At 74.7% G+C, this 16,216-nt stretch carries 12 protein-coding genes; 5 read left to right on the top strand and 7 right to left on the bottom strand.

Annotated features, from left to right (window positions below; all coding sequences use genetic code 11):
* Positions 1-125: 125 nt before the first annotated feature.
* From ACILRH_RS19970 to ACILRH_RS19950, 5 genes are all read right to left on the bottom strand, one after another.
* A complete protein-coding gene (locus ACILRH_RS19970) occupies positions 126-437 on the bottom strand; it encodes a lipopolysaccharide assembly protein LapA domain-containing protein (protein WP_395695819.1) in 312 nt (103 codons plus the stop codon).
* A 29-nt stretch (positions 438-466) separates the two neighbouring features.
* Positions 467-952 (bottom strand): cupin domain-containing protein, encoded by a 486-nt coding sequence (locus ACILRH_RS19965; RefSeq protein ID WP_395695818.1) that lies wholly within the window; start codon positions 950-952, stop codon positions 467-469.
* 11 nt (positions 953-963) lie between these two features.
* The gene (locus tag ACILRH_RS19960; RefSeq protein ID WP_395695817.1) at positions 964-2,202 is read right to left on the bottom strand and encodes an ATP-binding protein; all 1,239 of its coding nucleotides are present in this window, start codon (positions 2,200-2,202) and stop codon (positions 964-966) included.
* Between the two features lie 3 nt (positions 2,203-2,205).
* Positions 2,206-2,652 (bottom strand): hypothetical protein, encoded by a 447-nt coding sequence (locus ACILRH_RS19955; protein WP_395695816.1) that lies wholly within the window; start codon positions 2,650-2,652, stop codon positions 2,206-2,208.
* A 72-nt stretch (positions 2,653-2,724) separates the two neighbouring features.
* A complete protein-coding gene (locus ACILRH_RS19950) occupies positions 2,725-4,248 on the bottom strand; it encodes a PAS domain S-box protein (RefSeq protein ID WP_395695815.1) in 1,524 nt (507 codons plus the stop codon).
* 201 nt (positions 4,249-4,449) lie between these two features.
* On the opposite strand from ACILRH_RS19950, the gene ACILRH_RS19945 reads away from it, so the two are divergent.
* Genes ACILRH_RS19945 through ACILRH_RS19925 form a run of 5 tightly spaced genes read left to right on the top strand, consistent with a single transcriptional unit; the run spans position 4,450 to position 14,245 of the window.
* A complete protein-coding gene (locus ACILRH_RS19945; RefSeq protein ID WP_395695814.1) occupies positions 4,450-5,112 on the top strand; it encodes a response regulator in 663 nt (220 codons plus the stop codon).
* Between the two features lie 41 nt (positions 5,113-5,153).
* On the top strand, positions 5,154-8,453 hold the full coding sequence (gene recC, locus ACILRH_RS19940) for an exodeoxyribonuclease V subunit gamma (RefSeq protein ID WP_395695813.1): 3,300 nt from the start codon (positions 5,154-5,156) through the stop codon (positions 8,451-8,453).
* Complete coding sequence (locus ACILRH_RS19935) at positions 8,450-11,767, top strand: UvrD-helicase domain-containing protein (protein WP_395695812.1); 3,318 nt, start codon at positions 8,450-8,452, stop codon at positions 11,765-11,767. The genes recC and ACILRH_RS19935 overlap by 4 nt, the downstream gene beginning before the upstream one ends.
* Positions 11,764-13,572 carry an exodeoxyribonuclease V subunit alpha gene (recD, locus tag ACILRH_RS19930; RefSeq protein WP_395695811.1) on the top strand — a complete coding sequence of 603 codons (1,809 nt, stop codon included), beginning with the start codon at positions 11,764-11,766 and terminating at the stop codon, positions 13,570-13,572. The genes ACILRH_RS19935 and recD overlap by 4 nt, the downstream gene beginning before the upstream one ends.
* A 46-nt stretch (positions 13,573-13,618) precedes the next feature.
* Positions 13,619-14,245, top strand: coding sequence for an ACT domain-containing protein (locus tag ACILRH_RS19925; protein WP_395695810.1), 627 nt, complete (start codon positions 13,619-13,621; stop codon positions 14,243-14,245).
* A 24-nt stretch (positions 14,246-14,269) separates the two neighbouring features.
* Here ACILRH_RS19925 and ACILRH_RS19920 read toward each other — a convergent pair whose 3' ends face one another.
* Positions 14,270-15,574 (bottom strand): MFS transporter, encoded by a 1,305-nt coding sequence (locus tag ACILRH_RS19920; RefSeq protein WP_395695809.1) that lies wholly within the window; start codon positions 15,572-15,574, stop codon positions 14,270-14,272.
* Between the two features lie 143 nt (positions 15,575-15,717).
* Entirely contained in the window at positions 15,718-16,161 is a 444-nt protein-coding gene (locus ACILRH_RS19915; protein WP_395695808.1) for a nitroreductase family deazaflavin-dependent oxidoreductase, read from the bottom strand.
* Positions 16,162-16,216: the final 55 nt, after the last annotated feature.

Below are 16,216 nucleotides of genomic sequence, written 5' to 3'. Positions count from 1 at the left end.
TGGGGTTCCCGCCCCGCGGCGTGCTCAACCCTGGCGTCTGGACCGGTCGCCGCCGGCAGTAACGCGGGGCGGTCACGGTCGTTGACGACGTCCGGCTCCTCGGAGACCGGCGCGTCTGGTCCGGCTCAGGCGCGCTCGCGGCGCACCCGGCGCCGCAGCTGCCAGATCCGCATCGTGCCGACCACGGCGGCCAGCGCGATCCCGGTCGCCGCCGCGACGAGGAGCGCGACCGACAGCGGTGCCTGGCCGCTCCACCACAGGAACGAGATGTCGACCGCCTGGGTGTTCTGCGCGATGAACACGACCAGGAGCAGGAGCAGCGCGGCGGCGGCGACCACCGCGACCCAGGCGCCGCTCGTGCGCGAGCGGCGCAGCGGGTCCGCCGCCGGCGCCGCCGAGCTGTCCGGCGCGGCGGTGGGGTCGGGCGTCTCGGTCATGGGGTGCGGGTACCCGCACCGCCGGCGGTTCAGTCCGAGATGGCGGCCGGCGAGCCGGTGCGGAACAGCGTCGAGAGGTAGATGACGACCGGCACGTCACCGGCGTTCGCGGCGTGGTGCACCTCGCCCTGCTGCTCGACCAGCCACTGTCCCGGTCGGACCTTGACGGTCTGCCCGGCGCGGACCGTCCGCACCAGCGTGGGGTCGTCGCCCGGTCCCTTCATCAGCTTCGCGGACTTGGTCTCGACCGTGTAGGTGAGCACGCCCTCGGCGACGTAGCCCAGCTGGGTGCCCGGGTGGTGGTGGGACGCGAGCACCGCCCCGGGCATCACCACGACGCGGCTCAGCCCCAGGGTGCGACCCGGGGCCCCGGTGGGGGACCGGGTCTCGGCCCAGGACTGGCGGGTGACGGTGACGGGGGCGTCGTCGGACGCGTGGGCGGAGGCGGCGATGCCGGCACCGAAGCCACCGGCGAGGAGGGCGAGCCCGGCGACGGGCAGCACGAGGCGCTTCATGCCTCGGCAGACTAGGGCCTCGCCGGCGTCCTCGGGGGGCTGATGGCCGAGGTGGTCTCCGCGGGCAGCCGGACGAGGACGGTCGTGCCGTGCCCCTGGTCCGACGAGATGTCGACCGCCCCCTCGTGGGCGGTCACCACGGCCGTGGCGACGGCCAGGCCCAGTCCGAGCCCCTGTACGGCGAGGGCGCGCGCCGACCCGGTCCGGAAGAAGCGCTGGCAGAGATGCTCCTGGTCGTCCGGCGCGATGCCCGGTCCGGCGTCGACCACCTCGAGCACCTGGTCGTCGCCCTCGCGGCGCAGGTGCACGTGCACCGGCTCGCCCCCCGGCGAGAACTTGAGCGCGTTGTCGACCAGGCCGCGGACCACGCCGACCAGCCGGGGACCGTCGCCCAGCACGGTGGTGTCGTCGCCACTCACCTCCAGCTCGACCCGGTCGCGGGTCTCGGTGTCCAATGCGGCGACGGCGGAGTCCACGACGTCCCCGAGTGAGACGGGGGCGCGGTCGGCGTGGAAGGTCCCGGCATCGACCTGGCCGAGCAGGAGCAGGTCCTCGACCTGGCGGCGGAGTCGACGAGCGTTGCGGTCCACGCGCTCGACCATGCTGCGCTGGGCCGGGCTCAACGGGCCGACCTCGTCCTCGAGGAGCACGTCGGTGTAGCCGACGATGTTGGTCAGCGGCGTGCGCAGCTCGTGGCTGACGGTCGCGACGAAGTCGTTGCGCGTCTCGTCGAGCGCCTCGAGCCGGTCGACCGCCTCGCGCTCGGCCTCCAGGGCGGCCGTGAGGTGCAGGTGCGCCTCGCGCTCGTCGGTCACGTTCTGCACCAGGACCAGGAAGCCGGTCAGGAGGCCCGCGTCGTCACGCATCGCGCTCACCGTCATGGCGGCGGTGATGACCGAGCCGTCACCGCGCACCAGCGTCCAGTCGCGCCGCTGCCGGGGGACCCCGTGGCGGACGGCGCCCAGGAGCACCTCGCGCGGATCGGTGTCGAGCGCCCGGGCCAGCTCGCCGAGCCGTTCGGGCTCGTGCAGGCAGGTGCAGTCGCGGCCGACCAGGCTCGCGGCCGGCGCGCTGAGCAGCCGCTCCGCGCCAGGGCTCACGAAGGTGATGGTGCCCGCGCCGTCAGTGCTGAGGATCGCCAGGCCGCTCTCGGCGTCCAGGACAGTGGCCAGCAGACCCTGCGCGAACGCGCCGGAGGCCGCCGCGCCGGGATCCATGGTCGCGGCTCGGTGCCGGGGCAGCCCGAACATGGCTCAGGCCGCCCTCTCCCGAGGTGCCGGCACCGCGTCGAGGGTGGCCAGTACGAGGGCGCCCAGGCCGTCGCCGCTCAGCTCGGCGTGCAGGCGCAGCGACGGGGCGTCGAAACCGTCGCGCGCCACGGCGGCGTAGCCGCTCGCGTCGAAGCCGGCGCACAGGGCGAGCGCGAGCGCCGTCGCGCCGTTCGCCTCCGCCCAGTGCCACAGGGCGGGCGGCTCGAGACGGTCCCGACGGATCCGGTTCGCGAGGGGGCGCACGAGCGGACGAGGCAGCACGTCGGACAGGAGGAGCTCGAGGTCGGCCAGGGTGGCCCGCTCCTCGTGCCGGCTCAGGTAGCGGCGGCGGCGGCGCAGGCGGGTCGCGGGGTCGTTGTCGCGGAACGGGCCGGCCGCGATGCTGGCGAGCAGCACCACCGCCACCACGACGACGACTCCGATGAACATGGCTCCAGCGTGACCCACGGCCCGTCCCGACCGGCAGAGGCGAAGGTGTCGACGTCGGGTAGTACGTCCGCGCTACTCGCCGGCGCCGAACGGATCGGTTGCCGGCCCCGAGCGGGGCAGCCAGAACCGCAGCCTGGTCAGGCCGCCGTCGCGCTCCAGCCGGCACCACCCGCCGCAGAGCGCGGCCCGGTCGAGCATGCCCGCGACCCCGCGGTGAGCCGGGGCCGACGCGATCACGCCGGAGCCGGTCGGGAAGCCGAGGCCGTCGTCGACGACCGCGATCTCGACCCCGTCGGGGTCGGGCCGCAGCACCACCCGCACCCAGCTGGCACGGGCGTGCCGCGCGACGTTGCGCAGCGCCTCCTTGAGGATCCGAGCAGCCTGGCCGCGCAGCTCGGGTGGCAGGTCCACCGCGCTCGGGTCGCGCTCGTCCGGTCCGTAGGCCGACCAGTCGACCTCGACCGGTCGCACCTCGGCGGCGTCGACCAGCCCCCCGTCGAGGACCTCGCTCACGACGTCGACCAGGGCGGTCGCCGTGCTCACCGGCTCGAGCTCGAAGAGCAGGGTCCGCAGCCCGGCCATCACCCGCGCCACCTCCGCCTGGATGTGGTTGCAGCTCTCGACGACGTCGCGGCCCTCGCCGGCGAGCCGGTGGGCGAGCAGGCCCACGTGCAGCTGGAGCGCGGCCAGCGCCTGGATCGAGTCGTCGTGGACGTCCGCCGCGATCCGCCGTCGCTCCTCGTCCTGGGCATCGAGCAGGCGCCGGAACAGGTCGAGCCGCTGGGCGTCGGCCCGCTGGAGGCGATCGCGCTGCACGATGCGGTCGAGACCTCCGGAGAGGTTGGCCGCCATCGTCGTCAGCACCGCCCGCACCGACGGGTCGTCGAGCAACGAGCCCGGCGACCACAGGACGACGCGGGCCATCACCTCGCCACCGCGCAGCACGGGGAGCACCGCGACGCGGCCGGAGCCGTCCTCGTCGGGGCCGACGTACGGCGTCGTGGGGTCGCCGGCCCGTGCGAGGGCGCCCTCGACGCGCGTCGCGTGGCTCTGCCGGCCGCGGACGAGCGTGACGGCACCGTGCTGATCGACCCGCGCGAACGCCGCGACGCCCGCCTCGAGGAGCTCGTCGGCGTCGGTGCTGCGCACCACGGCGTCGTTGAGGTCGGCCATCGCGAGGTGCGCGCGGGCGAGGTTCACGGTGTCGTGCTCGGTGTGGAGACGCGCGGTGATGTCGACGAGTCCGAGCAGCCCGATGGTGCCCAGGGAGGTGGCGACCGGGGTCACGGACACCTCGACGGGGAACGTGGACCCGTCCTTGCGACGCACCCGCAGGTTCCGTCCCTCCCCATGTGGGCGCGGCAGCGGCTCGGCCCAGTCGGCGCGCAGCTCGGCCAGCTCGTCGACCTGGTCCGGCGGGTAGAGCAGCGAGACGTCCTGGCCGACCAGCTCCTCGGCGGGGTAGCCCAACTCCGCGAGGGCCGCCGGGTTGGCATAGCAGATGCGGTCGTCCGGCGAGATCGCGAGCAGGGGGGAGGCGGAGCTGTCGAGGACAGCGGCGACGGCGTCGCTGCCGAAGAGGTCGGACGACGACACTCAGGCCTCCCGGGGTCGTGCTGGACACTCGAGGGTACTCAGCGCGGTGGCTCCCCCCGAGGTGGTGACGACCTTCCGGTGTCGTCGTGCTCCGGGGCACTCCTGCGTCGAGACGCCCTGCGAGGACCCCGTGTCAGGGGTAGGTTGACCCCCACGGGGGACGTCGGGGGACGTCGGCTGCGCTCGGGAAGGTCGGTTCGGATGGGTGACGGGGACTCGTCTGGGATGGTGCGCGTCGTGGTCGTCGACGACCACGAGGTGCTGGCGGACGCGTTGACGCAGGTGCTCGACGCCGAACCCGACCTCCGGGTCGTGGGCGCGGCGCACACCCTGGCCGACGCCCGTGCCCTGCTCGCGGACACCGAGGTCGACGTGGTGCTGCTCGACCACCGGCTCCCCGACGGGGAGGGTGTCGCGGCGATCCCGGAGCTGCGGGCGCTGCAGCCGCACGCGGCCATCGTGATCCTGACCGCGATGACCGCCGACACGGTGCTCATCACCGCGATCGAGAACGGCGCCGCCGGCTTCATCTCCAAGACGCACGGCGTCGGTGAGGTGACGTCGGCCGTGCGGTCCGCGGGCCAGGGGGAGTCCGTGGTCTCGCCGGAGCTCCTGGTCCGGCTGCTCCCGCGGCTGCGGCAGGAGGCCGAGCCCGACACGGGCGCCGAGCTGACCGCCCGCGAGGCGGAGGTGCTCCGGCACCTCGCGGAGGGCATGTCGAACGCCGCCATCGCGGAGGCGATGGGCGTCAGCGTGCACACGGTGCGCAACCACCTGGCCAACCTGTCCGCGAAGCTCGGCGCCCACTCGCGTCTCGAGGTGCTCTCGATCGCGATCAAGCAGGGCCTGCTCGACCGCGGTTGATCCCCGCCCACGGTGTCCCCGGCGGCCCGTAGGGTGCGGCCGTGACCCTGCACCTCCACCGCGCAGCGCGCACCGACGCGCTCGTGGACCGGTTGGGTGATCTGCTCGCCGCCACCGCCGGTGCGGCGGGGGACCCCTTCGCGGAGGAGGTCGTGGTGGTGCCCGCGCGGGGCGTGGAGCGCTGGGTGACCCAGCGTCTGAGCCACCGGCTCGGCGCCGGTCCTCGCGGCGGTGACGGCGTCTGCGCGGGCGTGCGGTTCCTGAGCCCGCCGTCGTTGGTGTCGCTGCTGCTCGGCCGCGAGCGCGACGACCCCTGGGACCCCGAGCGGCTGGTCTGGCCGCTGCTCGCCACGATCGACGACAGCCTCGGCGAGCCCTGGTGCGCGACGCTGGCGACCCACCTCGGCCACGGCGCGTCCGCCGCGGACGCCGAGGTGCGGCGCAACCGCCGCTACTCGGTCGCGCTGCGGCTGGCCGGCCTGTTCGCGTCGTACGCCCGGCAGCGGCCGGCGCTCGTCACCGCCTGGCGCGAGGGCGACGACGGCGACCTCGCGCCCGACCTGCGCTGGCAGGCCGAGCTCTGGCGCCGGCTGCTGCCGCGGGTCGACGCTCCGCCGCCGGACCTGCGACACGCCGAGACCTGCCGGGCCCTGGCCGCGGGCGGCGCGGAGCTGCCGCTGCCCGGCCGCCTGTCGCTGTTCGGCCACACCCGCATCCCGGCGACCGAGGTCGAGCTGCTCACCGCCCTGGGCGCCCACCGCGACGTCCACCTCTTCCTCCCGCAGCCCTCCCCGGACCTCTGGGACGCGCTCGCCGGCCTCGGCGGCGTGGTGGCGCGCGACGACGACCCCTCCGCCGAGCGGGTCGGCCACCCGCTGCTCGCCTCCCTCGGCCGCGACGCCCGCGAGCTGCGGCGCACCCTCGACGGCATCCCCTCCGACCTGGTGCCGGTCGAGCTGGCGCCGGCCGAGACCCTGCTGGGGTGGCTCCAGGTCGACCTGCGCGCCAACCACGCCCCCACGCACGCCGAGCGCGCCGGCCGCCACCTCGCCGACGGCGACCGCACGCTGCAGGTGCACGCCTGTCACGGACCCGCCCGCCAGGTCGACGTGCTGCGTGAGGTGCTGGTCGGGATGCTCGAGGACGACCCGACCCTCGAGCCGCGCGACATCCTCGTGATGTGCCCCGACATCGAGACCTACGCACCACTGGTCTCGGCCGGGTTCGGGCTCGCCCAGCCCCAGGCGCCGGGGGTCGGCCACCCCGCCCACCTCCTGCGGGTCAAGCTCGCCGATCGGGCGCTCACCAGCACCAACCCGCTGCTCGCGGTCGCCAGCTCGTTGCTGGAGCTGTCGGGAGGACGGGTGACCGCCTCCGAGGTGCTCGACCTCGCGTCGACCGAGCCGTGCCGGCGGCGCTTCGGCTTCACCGACGACGACCTCGACCGCCTCGGCCGCTGGGTGGCACGCTCCGGCGTGCGGTGGGGCCTGGACGAGCAGTCGCGCGCGCCGTTCCAGATGGAGCGATTCGCCCACAACACCTGGCGTGCGGGCCTCGACCGGGTGCTGCTCGGGGTCGCGATGAGCGGCGACGACCACCGGCATCTCGGCCGCGGGCTGCCGCTCGACGACGTCGGCAGCAACGAGATCGACCTCGCCGGGCGGCTGGCCGAGCTCCTGGCGCGCCTCGAGACCTGCCTCGACGGGCTGGCCGCCGCGCGCACCGTCGCCGACTGGACCGACCGCCTGCGCGAGGGCGTGCGCTCGCTCACCGACGTCGACGCGGACGACGCCTGGCAGCTGCCTCAGCTCGAGCGGGAGCTCGCCCGCGCCGCCGGCAGCGGCCAGGAGGGCGGGATCGAACTGCGGCTCTCCGACGTGCGCGCGTTGCTCCAGTCGCGGCTGGCGGGCCGGCCGACCCGCGCCAACTTCCGCACCGGCACCCTCACCGTCTGCACGATGGTGCCGATGCGGTCGGTGCCTCACCGCGTGGTCTGCCTCGTCGGGCTCGACGACGGCGTGTTCCCCCGCGCGGGCGCGGTCGACGGCGACGACGTGCTCGCGCGCCGACCCCTCACCGGCGAGCGCGATCCCCGCAGCGAGGACCGCCAGCTGCTCCTCGACGCGGTCATGGCCGCGACCGAGCACCTCGTCATCACCTACACCGGTGCCGACGAGCAGTCGGGGGCGCGCCGCCCGCCCGCCGTCCCCCTCGGGGAGATCCTCGACGCAGCGGACCGCACGACAGCCGCACCGGTGCGCGAACGGGTGCTGACGCAGCACCCGTTGCAGCCCTACGACGCCCGCAACTTCGACCCCGTGCGGCCCTTCAGCTTCGACCTGGCCGCGCTGGCCGGTGCCCGGTCGGCCTGGGGGGAGCGGCACGCGCCGCCTCCGTTGCTGGCCGGCGCGCTGCCGCCACGGCCGCGGGGCGACGTGTCGCTGGCCGACCTCGAGGCCTTCCTCGCGCATCCGGTCCGCGCGTTCCTGCGCGACCGGCTCGACGTCGCGACGCCGTTCGAGCCCGACGACCTCGCCGACGCCATCCCGGTCACGCTCGACAACCTGCAGCAGTGGGAGATCGGGGACCGGCTGCTCCGGGAGCTGCTCACCGGTCACGAGCCGGGTCCGGTCATGCTCGCCGAGCTCCTGAGCGGGACGCTGCCGCCGGGGCGGCTGGGTGACGACGCCTACCGGGAGGTCACCCGCGAGTGCGAGCGGCTCTGGACGCGCACGGCCGACCTGCGCGACGGCGAGCGCCGCTCGGTCGACGTCGACGTGGACCTCGGCGACGGCCGGCGGCTGACCGGCACCGTGCCGGGTGTCTACGGCCACCGGCTCGTGTCTCTCAGGTACTCCCGCCTCAACCCCCGGCAGCGGCTCCTGACGTGGGTCGACCTCCTCGCGCTGAGCGCCTCCCACCCCGACGAGCACTGGACCGCGCACGCCGTCGGACGCGAGCGGGCGGGGCCCAAGCGCGCGCTGTCCGGGCCGCTGGACCACCGGGCCGTCGACTGGCTGCGTGACCTGGTCGAGCTCCGCGACCAGGGCCTGTGCGAGCCGCTGCCGGCGCCGGTGAAGACGGCAGCCGCCTGGGCGGAGGCGCACGCGCGGACGCTGATGGGGCAGGACACGTCGCCGTACGACGCGGCTCGACGCGAGTGGGAGACCGACCCCTACAACGCCTTCGGCATCGAGGGCGAGGACGCCGACCCGCGGCACCAGCGGGTCTGGGGCCCGGGTGCGCCGCTCGACGTGCTGGTGGCCGCGGGCATCGCCGAGCACGCGTGGCGGATCTGGGAGCCGCTGCTCACCGGCGGGGAGAGGGTGGGCCCGCTGTGAGCAAGGCGTCCCCCGCACCCGTGCCGTTCGACATCCGCGACCCCCTGCCGTCGGGGACCGTGCTCCTCGAGGCCAGCGCCGGCACCGGCAAGACCTGGACCATCGGGGCACTGGTGACGCGCTACGTCGCCGAGGGCCACGCTCGGCTGGAGCAGATGCTGGTCGTCACCTTCGGCCGCGCCGCCAGCCAGGAGCTGCGCGAGCGGGTCCGCGCCCAGCTCGTCGAGGCCGAGCGGGTGCTGTCCGACGATCCCGTCGGCGCGGCGGTCGGCGACTCCGAGCTCGTCGAGATGCTGCGGTCGTGGGGGCCCGAGCAGCGCCGCGCCGGTCACCGGCGGGTGGCCGAGGCGTTGGCCGGGTTCGACGCCGCGACGATCGCGACGACCCACCAGTTCTGCTCGCTGGTGCTGGACTCGCTCGGGGTGGCGGGCGACAGCGACTCCCGCGCGCGGCTGGTCGAGGACCTCGACGACCTGGTCAAGGAGACCGTCGACGACCTCTACCTGCGCGCCTTCGCCTTCGACGCCGACCCACCGGTGTTCAGCCACGCCGACGCGCTCGCGATCGCCCGCGCCGCGGTGGGCGACCCCCAGGCCCGGCTCGAGCCGGCGGGGGAGGACCGTGCCACCCCGGCCGGGCGCCGGGTCAGCTTCGCCGAGGCGGTGCGCACGCAGCTCGACCGGCGCAAGCGCCGGCTCGGGATCCTGTCCTACGACGACCTCCTCTCCCAGCTGCGCGACGCCCTGGCCGACCCGGACGGCGCGGCCGCGCAGCGGATGCGGGCTCGGTGGAGCATCGTGCTGGTCGACGAGTTCCAGGACACCGACCCGGTGCAGTGGGAGGTGCTGCGGCGGGCGTTCTCGGGGCACGCGACGATGGTGCTGATCGGCGACCCGAAGCAGGCGATCTACGCGTTCCGCGGCGGCGACGTCGCCACCTACCTCGCGGCGGCCGCGACGGCCACGACGCAGCAGACGCTCTCGGTCAACCGGCGCAGCGACAAGCCGCTGCTCGACTCGTTCCAGCGGCTGGTGGCGGGGGCCGAGCTCGGTGATCCGCGCATCGTCGTGCGCGACGTCGAGGCCCACCACCCCGAGAGCCGGCTGGCGGGGCTGCCGTCGCCGGCGCCGTTCCGGATCCGGGTCGTGCGCCGCGACGCCTTCCGGCGCAGCGGCAGCGCGATGCTGACGGTCGCGCAGGTGCGGCCCCACGTCGCGCAGGACCTCGCCCTCGACGTACGCCGCCTGCTCGCCTCGGGCGCGACCTTCTGCGGCGAGCCGCTGCGCCCGCGCGACGTGGCCGTCATCAGCTACCGCCACGCCGACCTCGCCGAGGTGCGCGAGGCGCTGCTGGCGCAGGGCGTCCCGGCGGTGATCGCCGGCGGCGGCAGCGTCTTCGCGACGCCGGCCGCGGTCGAGTGGCTGACCCTGCTCGAGGCGCTGGAGCAGCCCCACCGCAGCGGTCGGGTGCGGTCGGCCGCGCTCACCTGCTTCCTCGGCCACACCGCTGCCGACCTCGACGCCCGCGGCGACGACCTGACCGACGAGGTGGCCGACACGCTGCGCGGCTGGGTCGAGCTGTTCACCCGCCGCGGCGTCGCGGCGGTGCTGGAGGCGGCGACCATGGGAGTCGGGGGGCGTGCCGGCCTGCCGGCGCGCGTGCTGGCCGAGGTGGGCGGTGACCGCCGGCTCACCGACCTGCGCCACATCGGCGAGGCGCTCCACGAGGTCACGCTCACCGAACGCCACGGCCTGGTCTCGCTGCTCACGTGGCTGCGCGAGCAGGTCGCCGAGGGCCGCGCCGGGCGCGGCGTCGAGCGCACCCGCCGGCTCGACTCCGACGCGGCGGCCGTGCAGCTCGTGACCATCCACGCCAGCAAGGGGCTGGAGTACCCCGTCGTCTACGTGCCCGCCCTGGGCGACCGCTTCGTGCCCAAGCCGACCCGGCCGCTCTTCCACGACGACGGGGGGCGGCGCTGCCTCGACGTCGGCGGCGGTGGCGCCGACTGGGCCGACCACTGCCGGCGCTGGGCCGATGAGGAGGCCGGCGAGTGGCTGCGGCTGCTCTACGTCGCGATGACCCGTGCCCAGTCGCAGGTGGTCGCCTGGTGGGCGCCGACCAAGAACGCCGTGGCGTCGCCGCTCCACCGCCTGCTGATGCGCGACCCCGCCACCAGCGAGGTCCCCGCGACGCCGCCCGTCCCCGACGACGACCAGGTCGTGGCGCTGTTCGCGCAGTGGCGCGACCGGGGCGGACCGACCCCGGAGCCGGCCGTCCACGCCGATCCCGGCGCGGACCCGCCGCGCCCGGACCCACCCGGGCTCGCCGCGCGCCACTTCACGCGCGAGGTCGACACCGAGTGGCGCCGGGCGTCGTACTCCTCGCTCAGCCGGCTGGAGGTCGCGCCCACCGGTCCAGCCGGCACGGTCGTCAGCGAGCCGGAGATCGATCCCAAGGACGACGAGCTGCTCGGCCCGGACGAGACCGTCGTGGCAGCACCGCTGCCCGACGACGTGCCGTCGCCGATGGCCGGTCTGCCGGTCGGAGCGACCTTCGGCTCGCTGGTCCACGCCGTCCTCGAGCACACGGACCCCGACGCCCCCGACCTGCGCGAGGAGCTGCTCGGTCACATCGACGACCAGCTCGGCTGGTGGCCCGTCGACCTCGACCGTGAGGAGCTCGCGGAGGCGCTGGTCGCCGTCTGCGACTCCCCGCTCGGGCCGCTCGCGGGCACCACCCTGCGGCAGGTGCCACTGGGCGACCGGCTGCGCGAGCTCGACTTCGAGCTCCCGCTGGGCGGCCGCGCCCTGGCCGACCTCGGACCGCTGCTGGAGCGCCACCTGCCGCCCGGCGACCCGGTGCGGGCCTACGCCGGCCGGCTGGCGGGCCCGCTGGGCGAACAGACCCTGCGCGGCTACCTCACCGGCTCCATCGACGTGGCGCTGCGGCTGCACACGCCCGACGGCCCGCGCTACCTCGTCGTCGACTACAAGACCAACTGGCTCGGTCCGATCGACGAGCCACTCACCGCCCACAGCTACCGACCCGAGGCGCTCGACGCTGCGATGGGGCACTCCGACTACCCGCTGCAGGCGCTGCTCTACGCCGCGGTGCTGCACCGGTTCCTGCGCTGGCGCCAGCCCGGCTACGACCCCGAGCGGCACCTCGGCGGCGTGCTCTACCTCTACCTGCGCGGCATGTGCGGCCCGACGACCCCCCTGGTCGACGGTGCACCGTGCGGCGTCTTCTCCTGGCGACCCCCGGTCGCGCTGGTCGAGGAGCTCTCCGACCTGCTGGACGATGGTGCGCCGTGACCGAGGTCTTCGAGCCCGTCGGGGAGCACGACTGGCGGATCGCGACGACCGCGACCGGGCTGCTCGCGGCGTTCAACGCCGCCGGTGTGCTGACCTCCTCCGACGTCCACGTCGCGACCCGCCTCGGCGTGCTCGGCCAGGAGGCCGACGAGCGGGTCCTGCTCGCGGTGGCGCTGGCGGTCCGGGCGGTGCGCCGCGGCTCGGTCTGCCTCGACCTCACGGCGGTGCGCGACACCGCCGACCTGCCCGCGGACCTCGCCTGGCCCGAGGACTGGGAGGCGGTGCTCGCCGCGTCCCCCCTCGTCGAAGTCGGGGCGCTGCGCTGGGATCTCGGCCTGCTCTACCTCGACCGCTACCACCGGCTCGAGACCCAGGTGCACGACGATCTCGAGGCGCGGCTCGCCCTGGACGCCCCAGCGGTCGACGAGGCGCGGTTGGAGCTCGCGCTGGCCAAGGTCCGCGCCGGCCACTTCAGTGCCGAGCAGGAGCGGGCGGTCGTCGCGGCCGTGCGCCGGCGGACGACGATCCTGACCGGCGGACCCGGCACCGGCAAGACCACCACGGTCGCCCGGCTGCTGGCGCTGCTCGCCGACCAGGCCGGCGGCGGCCTGTCGATCGCGCTCGCCGCGCCGACCGGCAAGGCCGCGACCCGCCTGCAGGAGGCGGTGACCACCGAGCTCGAGGTGGTCGCACGGACGTGGCCCGCGGCCCGCGACCTGGTCGGCCGGCTCGACGGGCTGACCCTCCACCGGCTGCTCGGCTGGCGGCCCGACAACGCGACCCGGTTCCGCCACGACCGCGCCAACCGGCTCAAGCACGACGTCGTCGTGGTCGACGAGTCCTCGATGGTCGAGCTCACGATGATGGGCCGGCTGCTGGAGGCGCTGCGGCCCGAGAGCCGCCTGGTGCTGGTCGGCGACCCGCGCCAGCTCACCTCCGTCGGCGCGGGCGCGGTGCTGAGCGACCTGGTCGCGGGCTACGCCGGCCGGCCCGACTCGCCGGTCGCGGCGCTGACCGAGAACTTCCGCTCCGAGGAGGACATCAAGGCGCTCGCCGCCGCCTTGCGCGACGGCGACGCCGACGAGGTCCTCGCCGTGCTCCGGGCACCGTCGGACCAGGTGGAGTTCGTCGAGGCCACCGACGAGGCCGGGATCGAGGAGGCCCTGCGTCCCGACTCGGTCGGCGCGGCCCGCGCGGTCTGGCGGGCGGCCGTCGACGAGGACCCGGCGCGCGCGCTGGCCGAGCTCGACCGCTACCGGCTGCTCTGCGCCCACCGCGAGGGGCCGTTCGGCGTACGCCGCTGGAACCACCTCGTCGAGCGCTGGCTGGCCGAGGAGCCCGACGTCGACCTGTTCGGTCCCGGCGGCGGCGCCTGGTATGTCGGCCGCCCGCTCCTGGTCACCAGCAACGACTACACCCTCGACGTCTACAACGGCGAGACCGGCGTCGTCGTCCGGCACGGCGGGCGGCCCCGGGCGTTCGTCGCGGGCACCGACCGGCTCAAGGAGTTCGCGCCCGGCCGGCTCGACGCCGTCGAGACCATGCATGCGATGACGATCCACAAGAGCCAGGGCAGCCAGGCCGACCGGGTGACCGTGCTGCTGCCCGACGAGGGCTCCCGACTGCTGACCCGCGAGCTCTTCTACACCGCGGTCACCCGCGCCCGGCACCACGTGCGGGTCGTCGGCTCCGAGGCCGCTGTCCGTGCGGCGGTCGAGACCCGGGCCCAGCGGGCCACCGGCCTGCGGCGGCGGCTGTCGGAGGGCAGGTCCGAGGCAGGCTCCCCGGGGCCATCCGGGGAGTGAAACGTCGGAAACGCCCCCGCAACGCGGTCGGGCTAGGGTCGAGGCCATGCCGTACCTCCTGCGCGTGGAGCTGCCCGACGTCCCTGGGTCGTTGGGTCGCGTCGCGACGGCGATCGGCATGGCGGGTGGCGACATCGAGGCGATCGAGATCGTCGAGAAGCGGCACGACGGGGTCGCGGTCGACGACGTGCTGCTGGAGACCGCGCCCGGCGCGATGCCCGACTCCATCGTGTCCGCGTGCAACGCCCTCGAGGGCGTGGAGGTCGTCTGGATCAGCCGCTACGGCGCCGGCGGCAACCTGTTCCTCGACCTCGAGGCCGTCGAGGAGCTCACGTCCGAGCCGGACATCGCCCTGGACCGCCTCATCGACCTGCTGCCCGTGACGTTCCGGGCCGACTGGGCCGCCCGGGTCTCGAAGAACGACGGTGTCGTGCACGCCACCGACGCGGCGCCCCGCGACCTGGAGTGGGTGCGGGTGGACCGGGCGGCGACGGTGGTGTCGGAGGACGCGAACGCCGTGCGCTGCGTCGCGCGGCTGAACAAGACCGACGTGGTGGTCATCGGCCGCCGGGGCGGGCCGGAGTTCCTCGACTCCGAGGTCGCCCGGCTCGGCCACCTGGTCGGGCTGGCGATGTCGATCTCGCGGGCGGCGGCGAAGGCAGCGCTCGGCTGACGGCCGGGCCGGCGCCGTCGGGAGTCAGGACACCGACCTGATCCGGGTCACGAAGACCGACCCGAGGATCGCCGCGACGAAGGCGCTCGCGTACACCACGAAGTAGCCGACCGAGAACGACGCACCCTTGGTCTCCGTCGCGCCCCCGAGGGCCTCGACGAGGATGAGCAGCAGCCCGGCGATGATCGGCGCGAAGACCTGGGGCAGCGCGTTGGCGATGTTGATGACGCCGAGGTCCTTGGCCCGGTCCTCGGCGCCCGGCAGCACCTGGGTGATCAGCGCGAAGTCGACGGCGGTGTAGATCCCGTAGCCGATGCCCATGAGCACGGCTGCCGCGACCGCGGCGGGCCAGCTCTGCACCAGGGCGAGCATCAGCGACGCGATGGCCCCCACGACGCCGGACCAGATCACGAACACCTTGCGGCGCCCGATCCGGTCGCTCCACACGCCGAAGCCGATCGCGGTGGCCATCAGGATCACGCCGTAGATGACCGTCAGCACGAACACCCGGTCGGGCGCGTCGTCCTTGGAGACGCCGACCGCGTCCTGCAGGTAGTAGAGGAGGTAGAGCAGACCCAGCGCGTTCCCGAGGTTGACCAGGAAGCGGGTGATCCACGCCCAGGCGAAGTCCGGGTGCTGGCGCGGGGAGATCCAGAACCCCTTGGCGAACCCGACCCAGTCGAAGGGTGCGGGCCGCTCCTCGGGCGTCAGCGCCAGGTCGCGGGAGTCCAGGGCGTAGGGGACGGTCAGGACCAGCACCACGACCGCGATGACGACGTACCCGGCGGCGATGCTCCCGGTCGCCGAGGCGACCCCGGTGCCCCCGACGACCCCGAGGGTCTGGGCGACGGCGAGGATGCCGCCGACGCGCCCCCGCGTGTGCACGGGCACCTGGTCCGGGACGGTCGCCGTGACCGCGGCGAGCATGGCGTTGAGCGACGCCTGCACGCCGCACCACCCGAGCGCCATGACGACGGCGTTGCCGGCCGCCGAGAGCACGAGGAGCGAGGCGGCGCCGCCGACCGCGCCACCGACCACCCACGGCAGCCGACGGCCCAGGCGCAGCGTGGTGCGGTCCGAGAACGCACCGAAGACGGGGTTGCAGATCACGGAGGTCAGCGCGCCGAGCCCGAGCACGACGGCGAGGATCTCCTTCTTCGCACTCGCGTCGATCGCCTCGGCCTGCTGGGCGAGCAGCACCTGGATCGGTCCGAAGAACCCCGCCCACAGGCCGATGCTGGCCAGGGTCAGGAACGCGACCCACCGGGCGGGCGGGTCCTCGGTCGGCTCGGCCAGCGCCGATCGACGGGCCGGGATGTCGGTGGTCACCCGCGCATGGTGGCGCACGTCGGCCCGGAGGCGGTCGGTATTCGTTCAATTGAACGGTGAGGAGCGGTTACCGACGGGTAGCCGGTGTCTCATCGTTCAATTGCGCGCAGACGACCGCCCCGGCCGCGCCCTGCACGAACGTCTCAGACGCGCTCGAGCAGGAAGACCGGGATCTCCCGGTCGGTCTTCTCCTGGTACTCCGCGTACGGCGCGTACTGCGCGACCGCGCGCTCCCACCACTCGGCGCGCTCGGCGCCCTCGGCGATGCGGGCGCGGTAGGTGTGCTTCTCGGCCCCGTCCTGGAGGTCGACCTCGGGGTGCTCGACGAAGTTGAAGTACCAGGTCGGGTGCTCGGGTGCGCCGCCCTTGGACGCGACCGCGGCGTACACACCGTCGTGCTCCACCCGCATGACCGGGTTCTTGCGCAGCTTGCCGGACCTGGCGCCCTTCGAGGTGATCACCACGATCGGCCACTCCGGCTTGCCCATCAAGATGTTGGCGCGCTGGCCGTCCGAGGCCTCGAACTCCTCGACCTGGTCGCGCACCCACTTCTCCGGGCTGGGCTCGTACTCGCCAACAAGTGTCATGACCGGACAATGCCCGGCACGGCCACCGGCATTCCCCGGCGATAGCCTCGCCCCC

The organism is Nocardioides sp., assembly GCF_044226765.1.
In the GTDB taxonomy this organism is placed as follows: domain Bacteria; phylum Actinomycetota; class Actinomycetes; order Propionibacteriales; family Nocardioidaceae; genus Nocardioides.
The sequence above is the reverse complement of the archived record's forward strand: the minus strand, read 5'-3'. Positions and strand labels throughout refer to the sequence as shown.